This is a genomic window from Microbacterium pullorum (genome assembly GCF_014836535.1).
GTDB lineage: Bacteria > Actinomycetota > Actinomycetes > Actinomycetales > Microbacteriaceae > Microbacterium > Microbacterium pullorum.
Window position 1 is genome coordinate 290,411 of the sequence record NZ_JACSQP010000001.1, and the last position, 17,449, is coordinate 307,859.

Consider the following 17,449-nt stretch of genomic DNA (forward strand, 5'->3'; position numbering starts at 1 on the left):
GTCCCTCTTCCGTTGTCGCCCGCGGGGTCGCGGGGTGGCGGGGTCCACCGGGTTGCGGGGTCGCCGCGGGTGGAGCCCGTCGCTCGGAGCGTCTCGAGTGTCGCGGATGGCGGGTGGGTGCCCGGGGGCACCCGCTCTTCGCGCCACCGGAGCGGCTCCGGGTACCGCGGCTCGGCGCGCGGCGCGCAGCGCAGCACCGCTCGGGTGTCGCGGATGGTGGGTCGGAGTGACCCGTGGCCGCCATTTGCGACACCGGAGCAGCGCGGGATGCCACGAGGACGAGGCGGCGGCAGCTCCGCGCGGCGCGCGGCAGGGGAGCGGTGCGGAGCCGCTCGAGTGTCGCGGATGAAGGGTCCGAGTGGCCCGCGGGCGTCATTCGCGACACCGGAGCAGCGCGGGCGCAGCGCGGGGGCGGCTACGCGCGGGGCGGCAGCGTCGGGATCAGGGCCTCGAGGAACGAGACCGTGTGCTCCCAGCCGGCCACGGCGTGGCAGGTGACGCCCATCGCCAGCACCGGGTAGTCGTTGCCGTCGGGGTCGAGACGGTCGCCGACAAAGAGCATGTCGTCGAGCGCGATGCCGGTCTGCTCGGACAGCCGGCGCATGCCGTAAGCCTTGTCGATGCCCCGGTGGGTGATGTCCACCGACGTGGAACCGCCCGAACGCACCTCGAGATCGGGGATGCGGGCGGCCACGGCCTCGCGCAGGGCGTTCTTCTTCGCCCCGGTGGGATCCCACGCGACCTTCGCCGCCAGCGGCGCCGACTGGCCGAGCGCGGAGAAGGTGATCTGCGAGCCGCGGTCCTCGAGGATGTCTCCCCAGGTCTCGCTCTCCCACAGCTCGAGGCGTCGCGCCTCTTCTTCGACGGCGGTCAGCGCCCGAGCCTTCTCGTCGTCGGTCAGGCGGTGGGCGTACACCGTCGCGATGCCATCGGCGGTGAGGCGGTAGTACTGGGTGCCGCACGTGGGCAGCAGGTGAAGGGCGTCCATCACCGTGGGGGAGGCGGCCGGCAGGTTGTCGACGACCTGCACCTGGAACTGCTGCAGCTGGCCACCCGAGATGATCGCCACCTCGACGCGTTCGGCGAGTTGCACGAGCAGATCGCCCATGCGCGGGTCGATGGCGCTCTTGGACGGCGCGAGCGTGTCGTCGAGGTCGAAGGCGATGAGGCGGGGGGTCAGCATCGGACGCTCCTGTTCGGACGTGAGTGTAAGAAGGGCCCCGCCTTGCGGCGGAGCCCCTCTGCTGTCGGGGTGACAGGATTTGAACCTGCGGCCTCGTCGTCCCGAACGACGCGCGCTACCAAGCTGCGCCACACCCCGTGGCAACCCCTCTAGCCTACCCGATGCGAGGGGATGCTTCGAACCGGATCACGCCCTCGGGACCAGCGTGAGCAGGGTCGCCTCGGGGAGGCAGCCGAAACGCACCGGCGCGTAGATGGAGTGTCCGATGCCCGCACTGACGTTGAGCGGCGCGGATGCCGCTCCGGTCGTCCACGTGCTGAGTCCCCGTGCCTGGTCGAGCGGGATGTCGCAGTTGGCGACCAATGCCGACCGCGAACCGGGGATCCGCACCTGTCCGCCGTGCGTGTGGCCGGCGATCAGCAGGTCTGCACCGTGCGCGGTGAAATCGTCGAGGATGCGCCGGTAGGGCGCGTGCGTGACTCCGATGTCGAGGTCTCCCGCCGGGAGGGGGGCCAGCGCCTCATGCATCTGGTCGAGGTCGTCCCAATCGCGGTGGGCGTCGCTGACGCCGAATGCCCGGATGCGCACGCCCCCGGCATCCACCATCGCTGCACTGTTGTCGAGATCGATCCAGCCGAGTTCGTCGCTCAGGAACCGATCGAGTGCCCCGGTGTCGAGCCGCGTGGTCGTGCGCTTGCGCTGAGACGGACCGCTGAAGTACCGCAGGGGGTTTCGGGGGGAGGGGGCGACGAGGTCGTTCGAGCCGTGCACATACACGCCCGGAATGCCGGCGAAGGGAGCCAGCGCCACGCGGATGCCGTGCAGGCCCTCGACATGGCCGAGGTTGTCGCCGGTGTTGATCACGAGGTGGGGCTCGAGCTCGGCGAGCGAGGCGATCCAACGCTGTTTGCGGCGCTGCCAGGGCGCCATGTGAGCGTCGGAGATGTGCAGGATGCGGATGGGCCGCGCTCCGGCCGGCAGGAGAGCGAGGTCATGGCGACGCAGGGTGTACAGGTGCCGCTCGATGCCGACACCCCAGACCGCGGCCGCAGCACCCGCCGCCCCCACCGCAGTGAGGGCGGTGAGGGCGAGGCGGGGCGCGCTGACGCGCTCAGCCACAGGTGAGGGTGATGGTCGCGCCACGACCGGTCACAGTGCCGGCCGCCGGGTCGGTGCCGGTGACCTTGCGTTGACTGTTCTCGGCGGCATTGTCGTTGCCCGGATCGCCGCCGCCACCGGGGGCACACGGTGTGATGGAGGTGAATCCGGCGCTGCGGAGCGCATCGACCGCCTTGTCGGGGGTCATGCCGGCCACCGTGGGAACTGTGACGCCTTGGCCGTTGCTCGGGCTGATGCGCACCGTGGTGCCACCGGTGACGCGTCCGGCGCCCGGATCCTGCGCGGTGATGATGCCGGCCGCTTCCGCCGCGTCGACCGGGTCGGTGACCTGCACGCTGAACCCGGCCCCCTCGAGGGTCCTCGTGGCGTCGTCGACGGTCATGCCGATCACGCTGGGCAGATCGATGTACACCTGGCGGGTGAGGTTGGCATCGGGCGTGGGGAACGCGTCGCCGCCGTACTTGGCGTTGGCCGCGCGCTGCATGTCGGGCCAGATCGCGTGACGCATGCGCCAGAGCGCATAGCCGTTGGCCCAGATGCGGTGCAGCTCCGAGAAGCCCTCGACGTTACCGACCCAGACGACCGTCGCGACCTTGGTCGAGCTGCCGTCCATCCACGTCTGGAACTGCTCGTGGATGCCGGTCTTGCCGATGACGGGCACGCCGTCGAAGGTGCGCGACGCGATGGCCGAACCGTTGTTGATGACGTTCGCGAGTGTGTACGCCGCCGTCGCCGCGACGGTCTCGTCGAGCACGCGGGTGCACGTCGTCTCGGGGATCGCGAGCTCGTTGCCGGCAGAGTCCGTGATGCGGTCGATCGCCTTGGGCTCGCAGTAGGTGCCGCCCGACGCGATGGTGGCGTAGACGCCCGCCATGTCGATCGGGGCGATGTTCATCGAGCCGAGGATGTCGTACGGCACGTTGGGGGAGTTGCCCGCCTCATACGTCTTCGTGCCGTCGGCGATCGTCACACCGAGCCGGTCGGCGAGCTTGTTGATGTCGCAGACGTTGAGCTTCTCCGCCATCGCGAAGAACCCGGAGTTCAGTGAGTCGGACGTGAACTTGAACGGGGTGCTGACGTAGCCGCGCGAGCCCTCGAAGTTGCCGACTGCGCCGGCTTTGATCGTCTGGACGCCGAGGTCGCAGCCGCGGTCGATCTTGAAGGTGCGCAGCGTGCCGTTGAGCGTCTCGTTGACGGAGTGCCCCTGCTCGAGCCACTCCAACAGGGTGAACACCTTGTAGGTCGAGCCGACGTTGAAGCCGTTCGATCCACCGTTCGCCTTGCGGGTGTTGAAGTTGATGGCCGAGAACGTGGGATCTTGCAGCTGAGACGCCGACTGCGCGTAGTTCTTGTTCTGCACCATCGACAGCACGCGTCCGGTGCCGACCTCCAGCTGCACGCCGGAGGAGCCGAGGTTGATGCCGTCCATCGCCTTCGGCACGACAGAGATCGCTTGTTCCGCCGCGATCTGCAGGTCGAGGTCGATCGTCGTGTAGATGCGGTACCCACCTTGACGCAGCGCAGCCTTGCGCTCGTCGTCGGTTTCGCCGAAGACGGGATCGTTCTCGACGATCGTGCGCACGTAGTCGCAGAAATACGCCGAACCGCCGGCCATCTGGCACCCCTGGTCGGTGGGGGTGATGTTCGGGGTGATCGGCTCTGCGATGGCCGCGTCGTATTCGCCCTGGGTGATCTTGCCGTCGGCGAGCATGCGCGTGAGCACATAGTTGCGCCGGTCGAGAGTCTTCTTATACCCGTTCGCGGCACCGTTGGTCTCGCTGTCGGGGTTGTCGATGCGGTACCCGTTGGGCTCCTGCACCATGCCCGCGAGCGTTGCGGCCTGGCTGAGCGTCAGGTTCGCGGCATCCACCCCGAAGTAATACTTCGCGGCGGCGCCGATGCCGTACGTGCTCCCGCCGAAGTTCACGATGTTGAGGTAGCCGAGGAGGATCTCGTCCTTCGTGTACGACTTCTCCAGTTGGATGGCGTAGCGCATCTCCTGGAGCTTGCGCTGCAGGCCGCCCTCGCTGATGTCACCGTTGGTGGCCTCGTAGTAGCAGGCGTCGCGCTCTTCGGTGGTGGCGGCGTTCTCCTCGCAACGCTGCACCAGGATGTTCTTGACGTACTGCTGGCTGATCGAGGAGCCACCGCGGTCGGAGGTTCCCCGCACATTCGCCACGACAGCACTGAGCGTGCCGACGAGGTCGACACCGCCGTGCTTGTAGAAGTTCTTGTCCTCACTGGCCAGCACGGCGTCGTACACGACGGTGTTGACCTGGTCGAACTGCATCGGCACGCGGTTCTGGTCGTAGAACCGGGCCAGCAGCTGAGGCTCGCCGTTGTGGGTCGCGTAGATCTCGGTCGGCTCCATGAGTTCGTCGAGCTCGAGATAACTCGGCATGTTCTCGAACATGGAGATCGCATTGCCTGCCGCGTAGCCGGTGACGGCGATGGCGGGGGTGACCGTCGCGGTGACCAGGATGCCTGCCACGGCGCTCAGGCCGACGAGGCCGAGTACGCCGCCGAGCACACCGCTGGCCGTCCGTTTCTTGTGGGGCATAGGCTGATCGTAAGCCAGAACCCTGGGCGATGGCTCGACAGGATGCCGTGCGTCGCGTCGTGCGGGCGACCGGCGAGTCCACCCCGAAACGTCGAGATCCGGAGCCGCCATGACCACCTGGGAATACCTCACCACGCCCCTGCTGATCCACAACACCGCTGCCATACTCAACAACTGGGGCAAGCAGGGGTGGGAGCTCGTGCAGGTCGTGACCGGCCCCGAGGGCGGTCTCGTGGCCTACTTCAAGCGCCCGAGCGGCGGCGGTTCGGAAAACGCCGGCCTGGATGCCGCGGCGCAGGCCGCCCGTCAGTTCGAGGGGGAGTGAGCGTGGCTGTCTCGGCGCGCCTCAGCGAGCTCGGTATCGAGCTTCCCACGGTCGTTCCGCCCCTCGCGGCCTACGTGCCGGCGAAGGCGCACGGCGACCTCGTCTACACCGCCGGCCAGCTGCCGATGGTGGCAGGCGCCCTCCCCGCCACCGGCAAGGTGGGCGACGGCCACGGTCTCGTCCCCGCGGCGGATGCTGCCGCGTACGCGCGCCAGTGCGCCCTGAACGCGATCGCCGCCGCCGCGGCCGCCGTCGGGGGCGTGGACCGCCTGGTCGGCGTGCTGAAGGTCACCGGCTTCGTGGCATCCGTCCCCGAGTTCACCGGCCAGCCGGGCGTGGTCAACGGCGCGAGCGAGGTGCTCGGCGAGATCTTCGGCGACGCCGGTCGCCACGCCCGCTCGGCGGTCGGCGTGCCGGTGCTGCCGCTGGACAGCCCCGTCGAGGTGGAAGTGGTCTTCCTCACCGCCTGAGCCTGGGCGTGCCCGCGCGCACACTACCCGCAACAGGCAGAATCCCCGGGACAGGACGATCCATCGCGAATCGTCCTGTCCCGGGGATTTCTCCTGTCTCCGGGATGCCCGTGTCAGGCGGATGCCGCTCAGCGCACCTGCGCGCTGATGACGCTCATGACGGCGGTGTCGGCGAGGGTGGTCGTGTCACCGACCTCGCGCCCTTCCGCCACATCGCGAAGCAGCCGTCGCATGATCTTGCCCGAGCGCGTCTTGGGGAGCTCCCCGACGATGTAGACGTCGCGCGGGCGGGCGATGGGCCCGATCTGCTCGCCGACCCAGCCGCGCAGTGTGCCCGCGAGACCTTCGGGCGAGTGGGCGGAGAGGTAGCTCTGCTTGACGATCACGAAGGCCACCACCGCCTGGCCGGTCGTCTCATCCGATGCGCCCACCACGGCCGCCTCGGCGACCGCCTCGTTGCCGACGAGGGCGGATTCGATCTCGGTCGTCGACAGGCGGTGCCCCGAGACGTTCATGACGTCGTCGACGCGGCCCATGAGCCACACGTCGCCGTCGTCGTCGAGGCGGGCGCCGTCGCCGGCGAAGTAGTACCCCTGCGTGCGGAACTTGTCCCAGTACGTCTCCACGAAACGGTCGGGGTCACCCCAGATGCCGCGCAGCATGGCGGGCCAGGGCTCGGTGACCACCAGCAGCCCCCCGTTGCCGTTGCCGACGTGCGCGCCGTCCTCATCGACCACGTCGATCGAGATGCCGGGCAGGGCGACCTGAGCCGCGCCGGGTTTGGTCTCGGTGACCCCCGGCAGCGCCGAGATCATGATGGCGCCGGTCTCGGTCTGCCACCACGTGTCGACGATGGGGGTGGTCTTGCCGCCGATGATCTTGCGGTACCACATCCACGCCTCGGGGTTGATGGGTTCGCCCACCGAGCCGAGCAGCCGCAGTGACGACAAGTCGAACTTCTTCGGCACCTCGCGCCCGATCTTCATGAACGACCGGATGGCGGTGGGGGCGGTGTAGAGGATCGTCACCGCGTACTTCTCGACGATCTCCCACCAGCGTCCCGGGTGCGGCATGTCGGGGGTGCCCTCGTAGAGCACCTGCGTCGCGCCGTTGGCGAGCGGCCCGTAGGCGACGTAGCTGTGCCCGGTGACCCAGCCGATGTCGGCCGTGCACCAGAACACATCGGTCTCGGGATGCAGGTCGTGCACCACCCTGTTCGTGAAAGTGGTCTGCGTCAGGTACCCGCCGGAGGTGTGGAGGATCCCCTTGGGCTTCCCGGTGGTGCCCGAGGTGTAGAGGATGAACAGCGGATTCTCGGCGGGGAATCCCTGCGCCTCGTGCTCGGGCGAGGCAGCGGGGACGGCATCGTGCCACCAGAGATCGCGTCCCTCGGTCCACTCGACATCGTTGCCGCCGCGGCGCACCACCAGCACGTGCTCCACCGTCTCCTGCGCGGCCCCGCCGTTGCGTCCGGCCAGGGCGAGGTCGACCGCCGGCTTGAGCGGTGAGACCTTGCCCTTGCGGTAACCGCCGTCGGCGGTGATGACCAGCTTCGCGCCGGCGTCGTCGATGCGCGAGCGCAGGCTGTCGGCGGAGAAGCCGCCGAAGACGACCGAGTGGATGGCGCCGACACGGGCGACGGCGAGCATGGCCGCCACCGCCTCGGGGATCATGGGCAGGTAGATGGCGACACGGTCGCCCGCGGTGATGCCGAGGTCGGTCAGCACGTTGGCGACGCGCTTGACCTCCTCGGTGAGTTCGGCGTAGGTCACGCGGCGGGAATCGCCCGGCTCGCCCTCCCACAGCAGCGCCACCCGGTCGCCGTTGCCGGCCTCGACGTGACGATCGAGGCAGTTGTACGCCACGTTGAGCTCGCCGTCGGCGAACCATGTCGCGAACGGCGGGTTCGACCAGTCCAGCACCTGCGTGAACGGCTTGTGCCAGTGCAGCAGGTCGCGCGCCTGGTCGGCCCAGAACCCCTCGCGGTCGGCTGCAGCCCGTTCGTACAGCTCCGCGGTCGCCACGGCGTTGTCGGCGAAGTCGGCGGACGGCGCGAACCGGCGGGTCTCGTTCAGCAGGTGGTCGATCTGGCTGCTCATCGGCACGCTCCTTTGCGGGTCGGAGTGACGGACGGACCGTCATCGCGGGCCACTCTATTGAGCGACGCCGCGCGCTCACTACCTCCGATAGTGGGGGCCGTGATGGATCGGTGACCGTTTCCGCATTGACACGGCGCGGTCGCTTGGTGTGGCGCGCCAGTGTTTGTAAGCTCTCACTCGGCCGAATTCAATTTCTGGCATATGCAACGCCCGTCCTCCCCCCGGACGGTGTTCGTTGTCCGGCGGCATCCCATTCCCCCCATGGGATGCCGCCACTTCCTTCTCGCGCCTCCTCCCCAGGACGGATCACCCCGGTTCTCATCCACCGATGGGCCGCTCCGGCCCGCGCGGTGCGTGCGGTTCGGCTTAGCGTCGCGGCATGACCACCGCCTTCGTCGTCCGGCCGCGGCGGCCGTCCGCCGTGACGGCGCACCCGGCCGCCCCTGCGCCGGCTGCCCCGCCGGCGGGGCCCTTCGTCGCCCGGCTTCGGGCTGTGGCCGTAGATGAGCCCCGGCAGCCTCGGCGCGCGGTGCCCACGGATGCCGCGCTGGCCCCGCTTGCGCCATACCTGGCGGACCCCGAGGTGACGGACGTGTTCGTCAACGGGGCGGAAGGACTGTTCGTCGACCGCGGCCGCGGCGCGGAGCCCGTCGCCGCGTGGCGGGCGGCGGAAGAAGAGGTGCGCGCGCTGGCGGTCGACCTCATCGCGCTGGGCGGGCGCCACCTCGACGACGCGACGCCGTGCGTCGACGTGCGGCTGGAGGGCGGGTTGCGCGTGCACGCCGTGCTGCCGCCGGTCTCGCGCGGCGGCACCCTCATCTCGGTGCGGGCCGCTGCGGCGCAGGCGCCCGACCTCGACGCCCTGCAGGAGCGCGGCATGTTCGCCGCACGCACGCGGGAGCTGCTGGAGGCCCTCGTGGCCGAGCGCATCAATCTGCTGGTGACCGGCGCGACCGGCGCGGGCAAGACCACGCTGCTCGCGGCGCTGCTCGACCGCGTGCCCCACACCGAGCGCATCGTCACGATCGAGGACGTGGCCGAGCTGCGGCTGCGGCATCCGCACCATGTGCGACTCGAGGCGCGCCAGCCCAACCTCGAGGGTGCGGGGTCAGTGCCGCTCGCGAGGCTCGTGCGTGAGGCGTTGCGCATGCGACCCGACCGACTGGTGGTGGGGGAGTGCCGCGGCGAGGAAGTGCGCGAACTGCTGACCGCGCTGAACACCGGGCACCACGGCGGCGCGGGGACGCTGCACGCCGGCGGCATCGACGAGGTGCCGGCGCGTCTGGAGGCGCTCGGCGCGCTCGCCGGGATGGATGAACGGGCGGTGGCGCGGCAGGTCGGGAGCGCCATCGGCTGCATCGTGCACGTGGCGCGCGGCGGTGACGGGGTGCGCCGGGTCGTCGGCATGGCCCGGCCGGTGCTCACCGGCGGGGCGCTTTCGCTCGACGAGGTGCCGCGGTGAAGCGGCGGCGGCCGGCGGCGCCCTCGGCGGATGCCGCGGCCACGACCGTGCTGCAGCTGGCGGTGCTGCTGCAGGCGGGCATCACCCCCGCGCAGGCCTGGCAGCATCTGGCCGCCGCCGGCGACGCGGTCGCTGCGGGGGTGTGCGAGCGCACCGCGGCGGGGGCAGCGGTGCCCGATGCGATCGCGGCGGCCGGGCCGACGTGGCGGCCCGTGGCCGACGCCTGGTCGGTGGCGGCCACCGTCGGCGCCCCGCTGGCGGCGAGCCTGCGCGCCGTCGCCGAGGCGCTGCGTGACGCGCAGCAGGCCATCGACGACGTGCGGGTCGCGCTGGCGGAGCCCGTCGCCACCTCTCGCCTCATCGCCTGGCTGCCGCTGGTCGCCGTCGCGTTGGGCGCGGCGCTGGGCTTCGACTCGATCGGCGTCGTGTTCACCCAACCGCTGGGAGCCGCCGCGGTCGTGGCGGGTGCACTGTTCATGCTGGCCGCTCATCGCTGGACCGCTCACCTCGTGGCGCGGGCCCAGCCTCCGCCGGGCATCCCGGGGCTCGAGGCGGAGCTGTTCGCGGTGGCGCTCGCGGGAGGGGCGTCGATCCCCCGTGCCCGCGACCTGGTCGTCACGGCGGGTGCCGAGCCTGAGGCGGCCACATCGGCCGTGCTCGAGCTCTCGCGCACGGCCGGCGCACCGGCGGTCGAGCTGCTGCGTGCCGGCGCCGCGCACGCCCGTCACCGCGCCCGGGTCGACGGCCGGCTGCGCGCGGCCCGACTGTCGTCACGGCTGCTGCTGCCGCTCGGGGTGTGCACGCTGCCCGCCTTCCTGCTGCTGGGCGTCGCGCCGATGCTGCTCGGTGTGCTGGCCGCGACGCCGCTGAACCTCTGACCCGTGCCCACCCTCACAACCGAAGGAGCACCATGACTCGACACACACCTCCCACCCTCCCTCCGCTCACGCATCGCCGGGCGGCGCGGCTGCTCGCCGATGACGCCGGGGCCGCAACCGCCGAGTACGCCGTGGCGACCATGGCGGCTGTCGCGTTCGCCGGACTCCTCGTGGTGATCATGCGGTCCGACGAGGTGCGCGGCATCCTCACCGACCTGGTGCGCCGCGCCCTCACGGTCGCCTGATGACCCGCCGCCGGTGGGGCGAGCGGGGCTCGGTGACCGCCGAGTTCGCGGTCGCCCTGCCCGCGGTGATCGTCGTGTTCGTGCTGTTCGCCGGAGCGCTCACGGCCTCGTCACGGCAGGTGCGGCTCGAACACGCCGCGGCTCAGGGTGCGCGGCTGGCGGCGCGCGGCGAGGACGCAGGTCGCGTGCACGATGCCGTGTCGCGGGCTCTCGACGGCGCGCGTGCGGTGATCGGCGGCGACGGCGACCTCGTGTGCGTGACGGCCAGCGCCCCGACGGGCCTCCTGCTGCCGCTCGAACCCCTGCGCGCCGTGTCGTGCGCCGTCGGAGAAGCGCGCTGATGGCGGGCTCCGTGGCGGCCGTCGGCGTGCTGGGCGCGAGCCTCGCACTCGGGCTCGGCCTGCTGAACGTCGGCGCGGCCTCGGCGTGGAGTCAGCGGCTGAGCGGGGCCGCCGACCACGCCGCGCTCGCCGCCGCGGACGCCGCGTCGGGAGCGATCACGGGTGCACCGTGCGAGCGTGCCGCGCGGGTCGCCGATACGGCCGGCGCCGTCGTGGCCTCGTGCGAGGTCGACGGTCTCGTCGCCACCGTGACGCTCGCCGCCCGGTTCGGGGTGGTGCCCGCCACGGCGACCGCACGTGCGGGTCCGCCCCCTGCGCCCTGAGCGTACTCAGCATTCGCATGGGTTTGCGGTGTGTATGGTTTGCACGGATAGAAAGGCGGCCACCGTGGCACAGGGCAAGAAGCTCGTCATCGTCGAGTCCCCGACGAAGATGAAGTCGATCCAGGGATACCTGGGGGACGGCTACGAGGTGCTCAGCTCGGTGGGCCACATCCGCGACCTCGCGGACAAGAAGGACATTCCGGCCGAGAAGAAGAAGGCGTACGGCAAGTACTCCATCGACGTCGAGAACGACTTCGACCCTCTCTATGTCGTCAACGACCGCAAGACCAAGACGGTCGCCGAACTCAAGCGTGCGCTGAAGAATGCCGACGAGGTCCTGCTCGCCACCGATGAAGATCGCGAAGGCGAAGCCATCGCGTGGCACCTGCTCGAGGTGCTCAAGCCCAAGGTTCCCGTCAAGCGCATGGTGTTCCACGAGATCACCAAAGACGCCATCCAGGCCGCCGCGGAGAACACCCGCGAACTCGACCACGCCCTCGTCGATGCGCAGGAGACCCGCCGCGTGCTCGACCGCCTGTACGGCTGGGACGTCTCGCCGGTGCTGTGGCGCAAGATCGGCAGCGGCCGCGAAGGCCAGGCACTCAGCGCCGGCCGCGTGCAGTCCGCCGCGACCCGCATGGTCGTCGAGCGCGAACGGGAGCGCATGGCGTTCGTGTCGGCGTCGTACTGGGACGTCGAGGCCACCGCCGCGAAGGACGGGGCGAGCTTCGGCACACGCCTGGCCCGCGTCGACGGTCTGCCGCTGGCCCGCGGCACCGACTTCGATGACCGCGGCGAGCTGAAGAAGGCCGTCATCGTCTTCGACGAGCAGCAGGCGCGGGAACTGGCCGACGCCATCGCCGCGAAGGCCACGGCATCCGTCACCGCCGTCGATTCCAGGCCCGGCACCCGCAGCCCGAAGGCGCCGTTCACGACGTCGACGATGCAGCAGGAAGCCGGCCGCAAGCTCTCGATGAGCGCCAAGCACGCCATGAGCGTCGCCCAGCGTCTCTACGAGAAGGGCTTCATCACCTATATGCGCACCGACTCGACGGCGCTGAGCACGCAGGCCATCGAGGCCGCGCGCGCCCAGGCGGTGTCGCTGTACGGCGCAGCCGCCGTGCCCGACAAGCCCCGCGTCTACCGCAGCAAGAGCCGCAACGCCCAAGAGGCGCACGAGGCCATCCGTCCGTCAGGTGAGCAGTTCCGCACCCCGGCATCGGTCTCGGGCGAACTCGACCGTGACGAGTCGCGCCTGTACGACCTCATCTGGAAGCGCACCGTCGCCAGCCAGATGGCCGACGCCAAGTACGAGACCACGACGGTCACCCTCACCGCCACGGCCGCCGGCCGCAGTGCCGAGTTCACCGCGTCGGGCACCGTCTACACCTTCAAGGGCTTCCTCGAGGCGTACGAGGAGGGTCGCGACGAGAAGCGCAGCGACGCCGACCAGGACGCCGACCAGTCGCTGCCCGCGGTCGCCGTCGGTGACAGCCTGAGCCTGCGCGACGTCGAGCCCAAGGGGCACGCCACCAGCCCGAAGCCCCGCTACACCGAGGCGAGCCTGGTGAAGGCGCTGGAGGAGAAGGGCATCGGCCGACCGTCCACCTTCGCCAGCATCATCGACGTCATCCTCGACCGCGGCTACGTCACCAAGCGTGGACAGGCGCTCGTGCCCAGCTGGTTGTCGTTCAGCGTCGTGCGGCTGCTCGAAGAGCACTTCGCCGACCTCGTCGACTACGACTTCACCGCAGCGCTCGAAGACGATCTCGACGCCATCGCCCGCGGCGAGCAGCAGCGAGTGGCGTGGCTGAAGGACTTCTACTACGGCTCGAAGGACCACGTCGGTCTGCGCCACATCGTCGACAACCTCGGCGACATCGATGCGCGGGAGCTCAACTCCACGCGCATCGGCGACATCGCCACGCTGCGCTTCGGCAAGTACGGCCCCTACCTCGAGGTGCCCGACCCCAGCGGCGACCCCGAGGCCAAGCCCCGCATCGTCAACGTGCCCGATGACCTCGCCCCCGACGAACTCACCCCGCAGAAGGCGCAGGAGCTGATCGACGCGCCCGTCGCCGGCGACCGCGTGCTGGGCGAGAACCCCGACAACGGCAAGCTCATCGTCGTGAAGGACGGCCGCTTCGGCCCGTACGTGCAGGAAGTGGAGCCGGTCGATCCGGATGCCGCCGACGCCGCGACCGGCGAGGTGGTGGAGGAGCCCAAGAAGAAGACGACACGCAAGAAGGCGGATGCCGCGCCCAAGCCGCGCACCGCGTCGCTGTTCAAGAGCATGTCGGTCGAGACGATCGATTTCGAGACGGCGATGAAGCTGCTGTCGCTGCCGCGTGTCGTGGGTGTCGACCCCGAGACGGGCGTCGAGATCACGGCCCAGAACGGTCGATACGGTCCCTACCTGAAGAAGGGCACCGACTCGCGCACGCTGCAGAGCGAGGATCAGCTGTTCGACATCACGCTCGAGGAAGCCCTCGCCGTGTATGCGCAGCCGAAGTACGGCGCCCGCAGTGCCTCCAGCGCGCTCAAGGAATTCGACGCCGACCCCGTCAGCGGCAAGCCGATCAAGTTGAAGGACGGCCGCTTCGGGCCCTACGTCACCGACGGGGAGACCAACGCGACGATCCCCCGCGGCGAGAATGCCGAAGAAGTGACCTTCGAACGCGCCGTGGAACTGCTGGCCGACAAGCGTGCGAAGGGACCCGCACCCAAGAAGCGCGCCGCCGCGCGCAAGACGACCACCCGCAAGCCCGCGGCGAAGAAGTGACCGACGCGTCGGCGCTGCCCGGCGCTGCCGCGGCATCGCACGCCGGCGTGTGGGTCACCTTCGAAGGCGGCGACGGGTCGGGCAAGACCACGCAGGCCGCGCTGCTCGAACAGTGGCTGCGACAGCAGGGGCGCTCGGTGCTGCGCACCCGCGAGCCGGGCGGGAGTGACGTGGGCGTGCTGATCCGCGACATCGTGCTGCATCACCGCGGCGACATCGCCCCGCGCGCCGAGGCGCTGCTGTACGCCGCCGACCGTGCCCACCACGTGGCCACGGTCGTGCGCCCGGCCCTCGCCCGCGGCGAGGTGGTCATCCAAGACCGCTACCTCGACTCATCGGTCGCCTATCAGGGCGCGGGCCGCGTGCTCGATGCCGATGAGGTGCGGCAGCTGTCGCTGTGGGCGACTGAAGGCGCGCTGCCCGACGTCACCGTGCTGCTCGACCTCGATCCGGCCACCGCACGGCACCGCCTCGACGCCGACGACAAGCCGTTCGACCGGCTCGAGGCCGAGCTCGCCGACTTCCACGAGCGGGTGCGGGCGGCGTTCCTGCAGCTCGCGGCTGCCGAGCCCGAGCGCTTCGTCGTGATCGACGCCGCACAGCCCGTCGAGGAGATCGCCCGGCTGGTGCGCGAACGCGTGGCCGCGGCGCTGGCGTGACGTCGGCGAGCGTGTCAGGCGCCGACGCTAAGGTGGAGCCCGTGGAAACCGCCCCCGTCACGCACGAGTTGCCGTGGGGGGAGGTCTGGGGTCAGGACGCCGCCGTCGCGCAGCTGCAGGCCGCGGCATCCGATCCGACCGCCATGACGCACGCGTGGCTCATCACAGGCCCGCCCGGATCGGGTCGCTCGACCCTCGCCCACGCGTTCGCAGCACAGCTCATCGCCGACGACGGTGAAGAGCACGTCATGCGCCAGGTGCTGGCCGGCACCCACCCCGACCTCACGACGCTGCGCACCGAGGGCGTCATCATCTCGATCAAAGACGCCCGGGCGCTGGTCGAACGCTCCTACTTCTCGCCGTCGCTGGGCCGTTACCGCGTGATCGTCGTCGAAGACGCCGACCGCATGACCGAGCGCACCTCGAACGTGCTGCTGAAGGCGCTCGAAGAGCCGCCGGAGCGCACCGTGTGGGTGCTGTGCGCCCCGAGTGACGCCGATCTGCTGCCCACCATCCGCTCCCGCGTGCGCACCCTGCGCCTGCGCGACCCCGAGATCGCCGACGTCGCGCGCCTCATCGTGCAGCGCACCGGCGTCGACGAAGCGGTCGCCGAACAGTCGGCCCGTCTCGCGCAGCGGCACATCGGCATGGCGCAGCGCCTCGCCACAGATGCCGCGTCGCGTGCGCGGCGCGAGCAGACGATGCGCGCCGTCCTCAGCGTGCGGGGCGTCGGCGACGCGGTGGAGGTGGCCGGTCGCATCGTGCAGGCCGCCACCGAAGACGCCAAGTCGCTCACCGCCAGCCGCGACGAGGCCGAACGGGGCGCCCTCCGGCGCACGCTCGGGGTCGCCGAGGGCGCCGCGGCACCGCCCGCCGTGCGCGGGCAGCTCAACGCCCTCGAGGACGAGCAGAAGCGGCGCGCCACGCGCAGCCTCCGCGACGGCATCGACCGCGTCCTCACCGACCTGCAGTCGCTGTACCGCGACACGCTCATGCTGCAGTTCGGCCGCGACGGTGACCTCATCAACCGCGAGCTTGAGGACGACCTGCGCGCCCTCGCCGCGGCCTGGACCATGCAGCGCACGCTCACCGTGCTCGACCAGATCTCGGTGACCCGCAGCAACCTCGAGTTCAACGCGGCGCCTGCCCTCGCCCTGGAGAGCATGCTCATCACCGTCGCCAGTGGAAGGACCCCGTGAGTCTTCGCCGTCGCCTCCTCGCCGTCACCGCCTCGCTCGCCGCAGTGACGCTCGCCCTCACCGGGTGCATCTCGGCGATGATCCCCGACCAGGCGGAGCCGGCCCCCGGGCCCAGTCGCCCGCCGGTGACCGACGGCGTGTCCGCCGAGCTGCTGCCGTTCTACGAGCAGACCATCGAATGGCAGCCGTGCGAGGGCGCCGACGAGGGCTATTACGACTGCGCCACGGTGACGGCCCCGCTCGACTGGGAAAACCCGGGTGCCGGCGAGATCGACCTCGCCGTCATCCGTCGCCACGCCGACTCCGGTGAGCCGATCGCATCGCTGCTGACCAACCCCGGGGGTCCCGGCGCGAGCGGCGTCGCCCTCATCCGCGACTCGGCGAGCTTCGCCGCCGGCGAGCCGCTGCGCGAGGCTTACGACGTCATCGGTTTCGACCCGCGCGGCGTGGGCGAGTCCACCGCGGTGCGGTGCCTGGACGCGGCCGAGATGGACGCGTACCTGTACGACGTGCCCGGCAGCCCGCGCGGCACCGCCGCCTGGGAAGCCGAGCTCACCGATCGCAACACCGGGTTCGCCGAGGCGTGCGAGGCCAACAGCGACGGCATCCTTCCCTACATCACCACGATCCAGGCGGCGCGCGACCTCGATCTGCTGCGCGGTGTGCTCGGTGACGAGCAGCTGCACTATCTCGGCTACTCGTACGGCACGTTCCTCGGGGCCACGTACGCGAAGCTCTACCCCGAACGTGTGGGCCGTCTGGTGCTCGATGGCGCCATCGACCCCGCCGTGTCGGGACAGGATGTCTCCACGACGCAGGCGGTCGGCTTCGAGTCGGCGCTGCGCGCCTTCATGGCGCAGTGTCTCGCCGGCAGCGACTGCCCGTTCCGCGGCACGGTCGATGACGCCATGGCCGATCTCGGCACCCTGCTGGCCAGTGTCGACGCCCGCCCCCTGGAGGGCTCGGACGGACGTCAACTCGGCGCCGACACCCTCATGACCGGCATCATCGCGGCGCTGTACTCCGAAGACAGCTGGCCCTACCTCACCACCGGCCTGAGCAACGCCCTCTCGGGCAACCCCGACCTCATGCTGCAGCTGGCCGACTTCTACAACGGGCGTGAGGGCGGCGTCTACGCCGACAACTCGACCGAGGCGTTCCGGGCCTACAACTGCATGGACTACCCCGTCGCCGACGAGGCCGAGGACGACGCAGCAGCTGCGCTGCTCGCCGCCGAGGCACCGACCGTCGCGCCGTATTGGGTGGGGCCCGACGCGTGCGCGGTGTGGCCCTACCCGCCCACGGGTGTGCGTGAGCCCATCACCGCGGCGGGGGCGGCGCCCATTATCGTCGTCGGCACCACCAACGATCCCGCGACCCCGTACGACTGGTCGGTGTCGCTGGCGGACCAGCTGGAATCGGGCGTGCTCGTCACGCGAGTGGGTGAGGGGCACACCGGTTACAACAAGGGCGACGCGTGTGTGGATGCCGCCGTCGAGGGCTATCTGGTCGACGGCACCGTGCCCGAGGACGGCCTGCGCTGCGAGTGAGGCTCGCACGGTTCGCGAGCGCAGTTTCGGCCATGTAAGATCGATGATCGTGCACCGCGCAAGCGGAGTACGCCACCTTAGCTCAGACGGCAGAGCGATTCACTCGTAATGAATAGGTCAAGGGTTCGATTCCCTTAGGTGGCTCCGCAACAGAAAGACCCCCGATCCTTCGCGACGCGAGGACGGGGGTCTTTCGTCGTTTCGGCGGCGCGGTCGTCCCCCGCGACGCGCACAGCGTGCAGGTTGCTCATAGC

The 17,449-nt window shown here is 70.5% G+C and carries 15 protein-coding genes and 2 tRNA genes; 12 read left to right on the forward strand and 5 right to left on the reverse strand.

What is annotated here, in order from left to right:
* Window positions 1-415: 415 nt before the first annotated feature.
* From H9651_RS01435 to H9651_RS01450, 4 genes are all read right to left on the reverse strand, one after another.
* A complete protein-coding gene (locus H9651_RS01435; protein ID WP_191717318.1) occupies window positions 416-1,183 on the reverse strand; it encodes an HAD-IIB family hydrolase in 768 nt (255 codons plus the stop codon).
* Window positions 1,184-1,247: 64 nt separating this feature from the next.
* Window positions 1,248-1,321 (reverse strand) — tRNA-Pro (locus tag H9651_RS01440).
* A gap of 48 nt (window positions 1,322-1,369) precedes the next feature.
* Window positions 1,370-2,302, reverse strand: a complete 933-nt coding sequence (locus H9651_RS01445; protein ID WP_191717319.1) for a metallophosphoesterase — start codon at window positions 2,300-2,302, stop codon at window positions 1,370-1,372.
* The gene (locus H9651_RS01450; RefSeq protein WP_191717320.1) at window positions 2,295-4,862 is read right to left on the reverse strand and encodes a transglycosylase domain-containing protein; all 2,568 of its coding nucleotides are present in this window, start codon (window positions 4,860-4,862) and stop codon (window positions 2,295-2,297) included. The genes H9651_RS01445 and H9651_RS01450 overlap by 8 nt, the downstream gene beginning before the upstream one ends.
* Window positions 4,863-4,971: 109 nt before the next feature.
* Here H9651_RS01450 and H9651_RS01455 point away from each other — a divergent pair, with 109 nt between their 5' ends.
* Window positions 4,972-5,187: a DUF4177 domain-containing protein gene (locus H9651_RS01455; RefSeq protein WP_191717321.1), complete on the forward strand. Its 216-nt coding sequence runs from the start codon at window positions 4,972-4,974 to the stop codon at window positions 5,185-5,187.
* A gap of 2 nt (window positions 5,188-5,189) precedes the next feature.
* Window positions 5,190-5,657 carry a RidA family protein gene (locus H9651_RS01460; protein WP_191717322.1) on the forward strand — a complete coding sequence of 156 codons (468 nt, stop codon included), beginning with the start codon at window positions 5,190-5,192 and terminating at the stop codon, window positions 5,655-5,657.
* Between the two features lie 128 nt (window positions 5,658-5,785).
* Here H9651_RS01460 and acs read toward each other — a convergent pair whose 3' ends face one another.
* On the reverse strand, window positions 5,786-7,756 hold the full coding sequence (gene acs, locus H9651_RS01465; RefSeq protein ID WP_191717323.1) for an acetate--CoA ligase: 1,971 nt from the start codon (window positions 7,754-7,756) through the stop codon (window positions 5,786-5,788).
* Window positions 7,757-8,135: 379 nt separating this feature from the next.
* Between acs and H9651_RS01470 the strand changes: the two genes are divergently transcribed.
* The 10 genes from H9651_RS01470 (at window position 8,136) to H9651_RS01515 (ending at window position 17,339) form a co-directional block, all read left to right on the forward strand.
* The gene (locus H9651_RS01470; RefSeq protein WP_225216212.1) at window positions 8,136-9,218 is read left to right on the forward strand and encodes a TadA family conjugal transfer-associated ATPase; all 1,083 of its coding nucleotides are present in this window, start codon (window positions 8,136-8,138) and stop codon (window positions 9,216-9,218) included.
* Window positions 9,215-10,096, forward strand: a complete 882-nt coding sequence (locus tag H9651_RS01475) for a type II secretion system F family protein (RefSeq protein WP_191717324.1) — start codon at window positions 9,215-9,217, stop codon at window positions 10,094-10,096. The genes H9651_RS01470 and H9651_RS01475 overlap by 4 nt, the downstream gene beginning before the upstream one ends.
* A gap of 32 nt (window positions 10,097-10,128) precedes the next feature.
* Window positions 10,129-10,341, forward strand: coding sequence for a DUF4244 domain-containing protein (locus H9651_RS01480; protein WP_191717325.1), 213 nt, complete (start codon window positions 10,129-10,131; stop codon window positions 10,339-10,341).
* Window positions 10,341-10,682, forward strand: coding sequence for a TadE family type IV pilus minor pilin (locus H9651_RS01485; RefSeq protein WP_191717326.1), 342 nt, complete (start codon window positions 10,341-10,343; stop codon window positions 10,680-10,682). Before H9651_RS01480 ends, H9651_RS01485 begins: the two co-directional genes overlap by 1 nt.
* The gene (locus H9651_RS01490; RefSeq protein WP_191717327.1) at window positions 10,682-11,005 is read left to right on the forward strand and encodes an Rv3654c family TadE-like protein; all 324 of its coding nucleotides are present in this window, start codon (window positions 10,682-10,684) and stop codon (window positions 11,003-11,005) included. The genes H9651_RS01485 and H9651_RS01490 overlap by 1 nt, the downstream gene beginning before the upstream one ends.
* A gap of 64 nt (window positions 11,006-11,069) precedes the next feature.
* Window positions 11,070-13,787 (forward strand): type I DNA topoisomerase, encoded by a 2,718-nt coding sequence (gene topA, locus H9651_RS01495; RefSeq protein ID WP_191717328.1) that lies wholly within the window; start codon window positions 11,070-11,072, stop codon window positions 13,785-13,787.
* Window positions 13,784-14,446, forward strand: coding sequence for a dTMP kinase (gene tmk / locus H9651_RS01500; RefSeq protein WP_318244713.1), 663 nt, complete (start codon window positions 13,784-13,786; stop codon window positions 14,444-14,446). Before topA ends, tmk begins: the two co-directional genes overlap by 4 nt.
* 41 nt (window positions 14,447-14,487) lie before the next feature.
* Window positions 14,488-15,645: a DNA polymerase III subunit delta' gene (locus H9651_RS01505; RefSeq protein ID WP_191717329.1), complete on the forward strand. Its 1,158-nt coding sequence runs from the start codon at window positions 14,488-14,490 to the stop codon at window positions 15,643-15,645.
* Complete coding sequence (locus tag H9651_RS01510; RefSeq protein WP_318244714.1) at window positions 15,642-17,195, forward strand: alpha/beta hydrolase; 1,554 nt, start codon at window positions 15,642-15,644, stop codon at window positions 17,193-17,195. The genes H9651_RS01505 and H9651_RS01510 overlap by 4 nt, the downstream gene beginning before the upstream one ends.
* A 71-nt stretch (window positions 17,196-17,266) precedes the next feature.
* Window positions 17,267-17,339 (forward strand) — tRNA-Thr (locus H9651_RS01515).
* Window positions 17,340-17,449 lie beyond the last annotated feature (110 nt).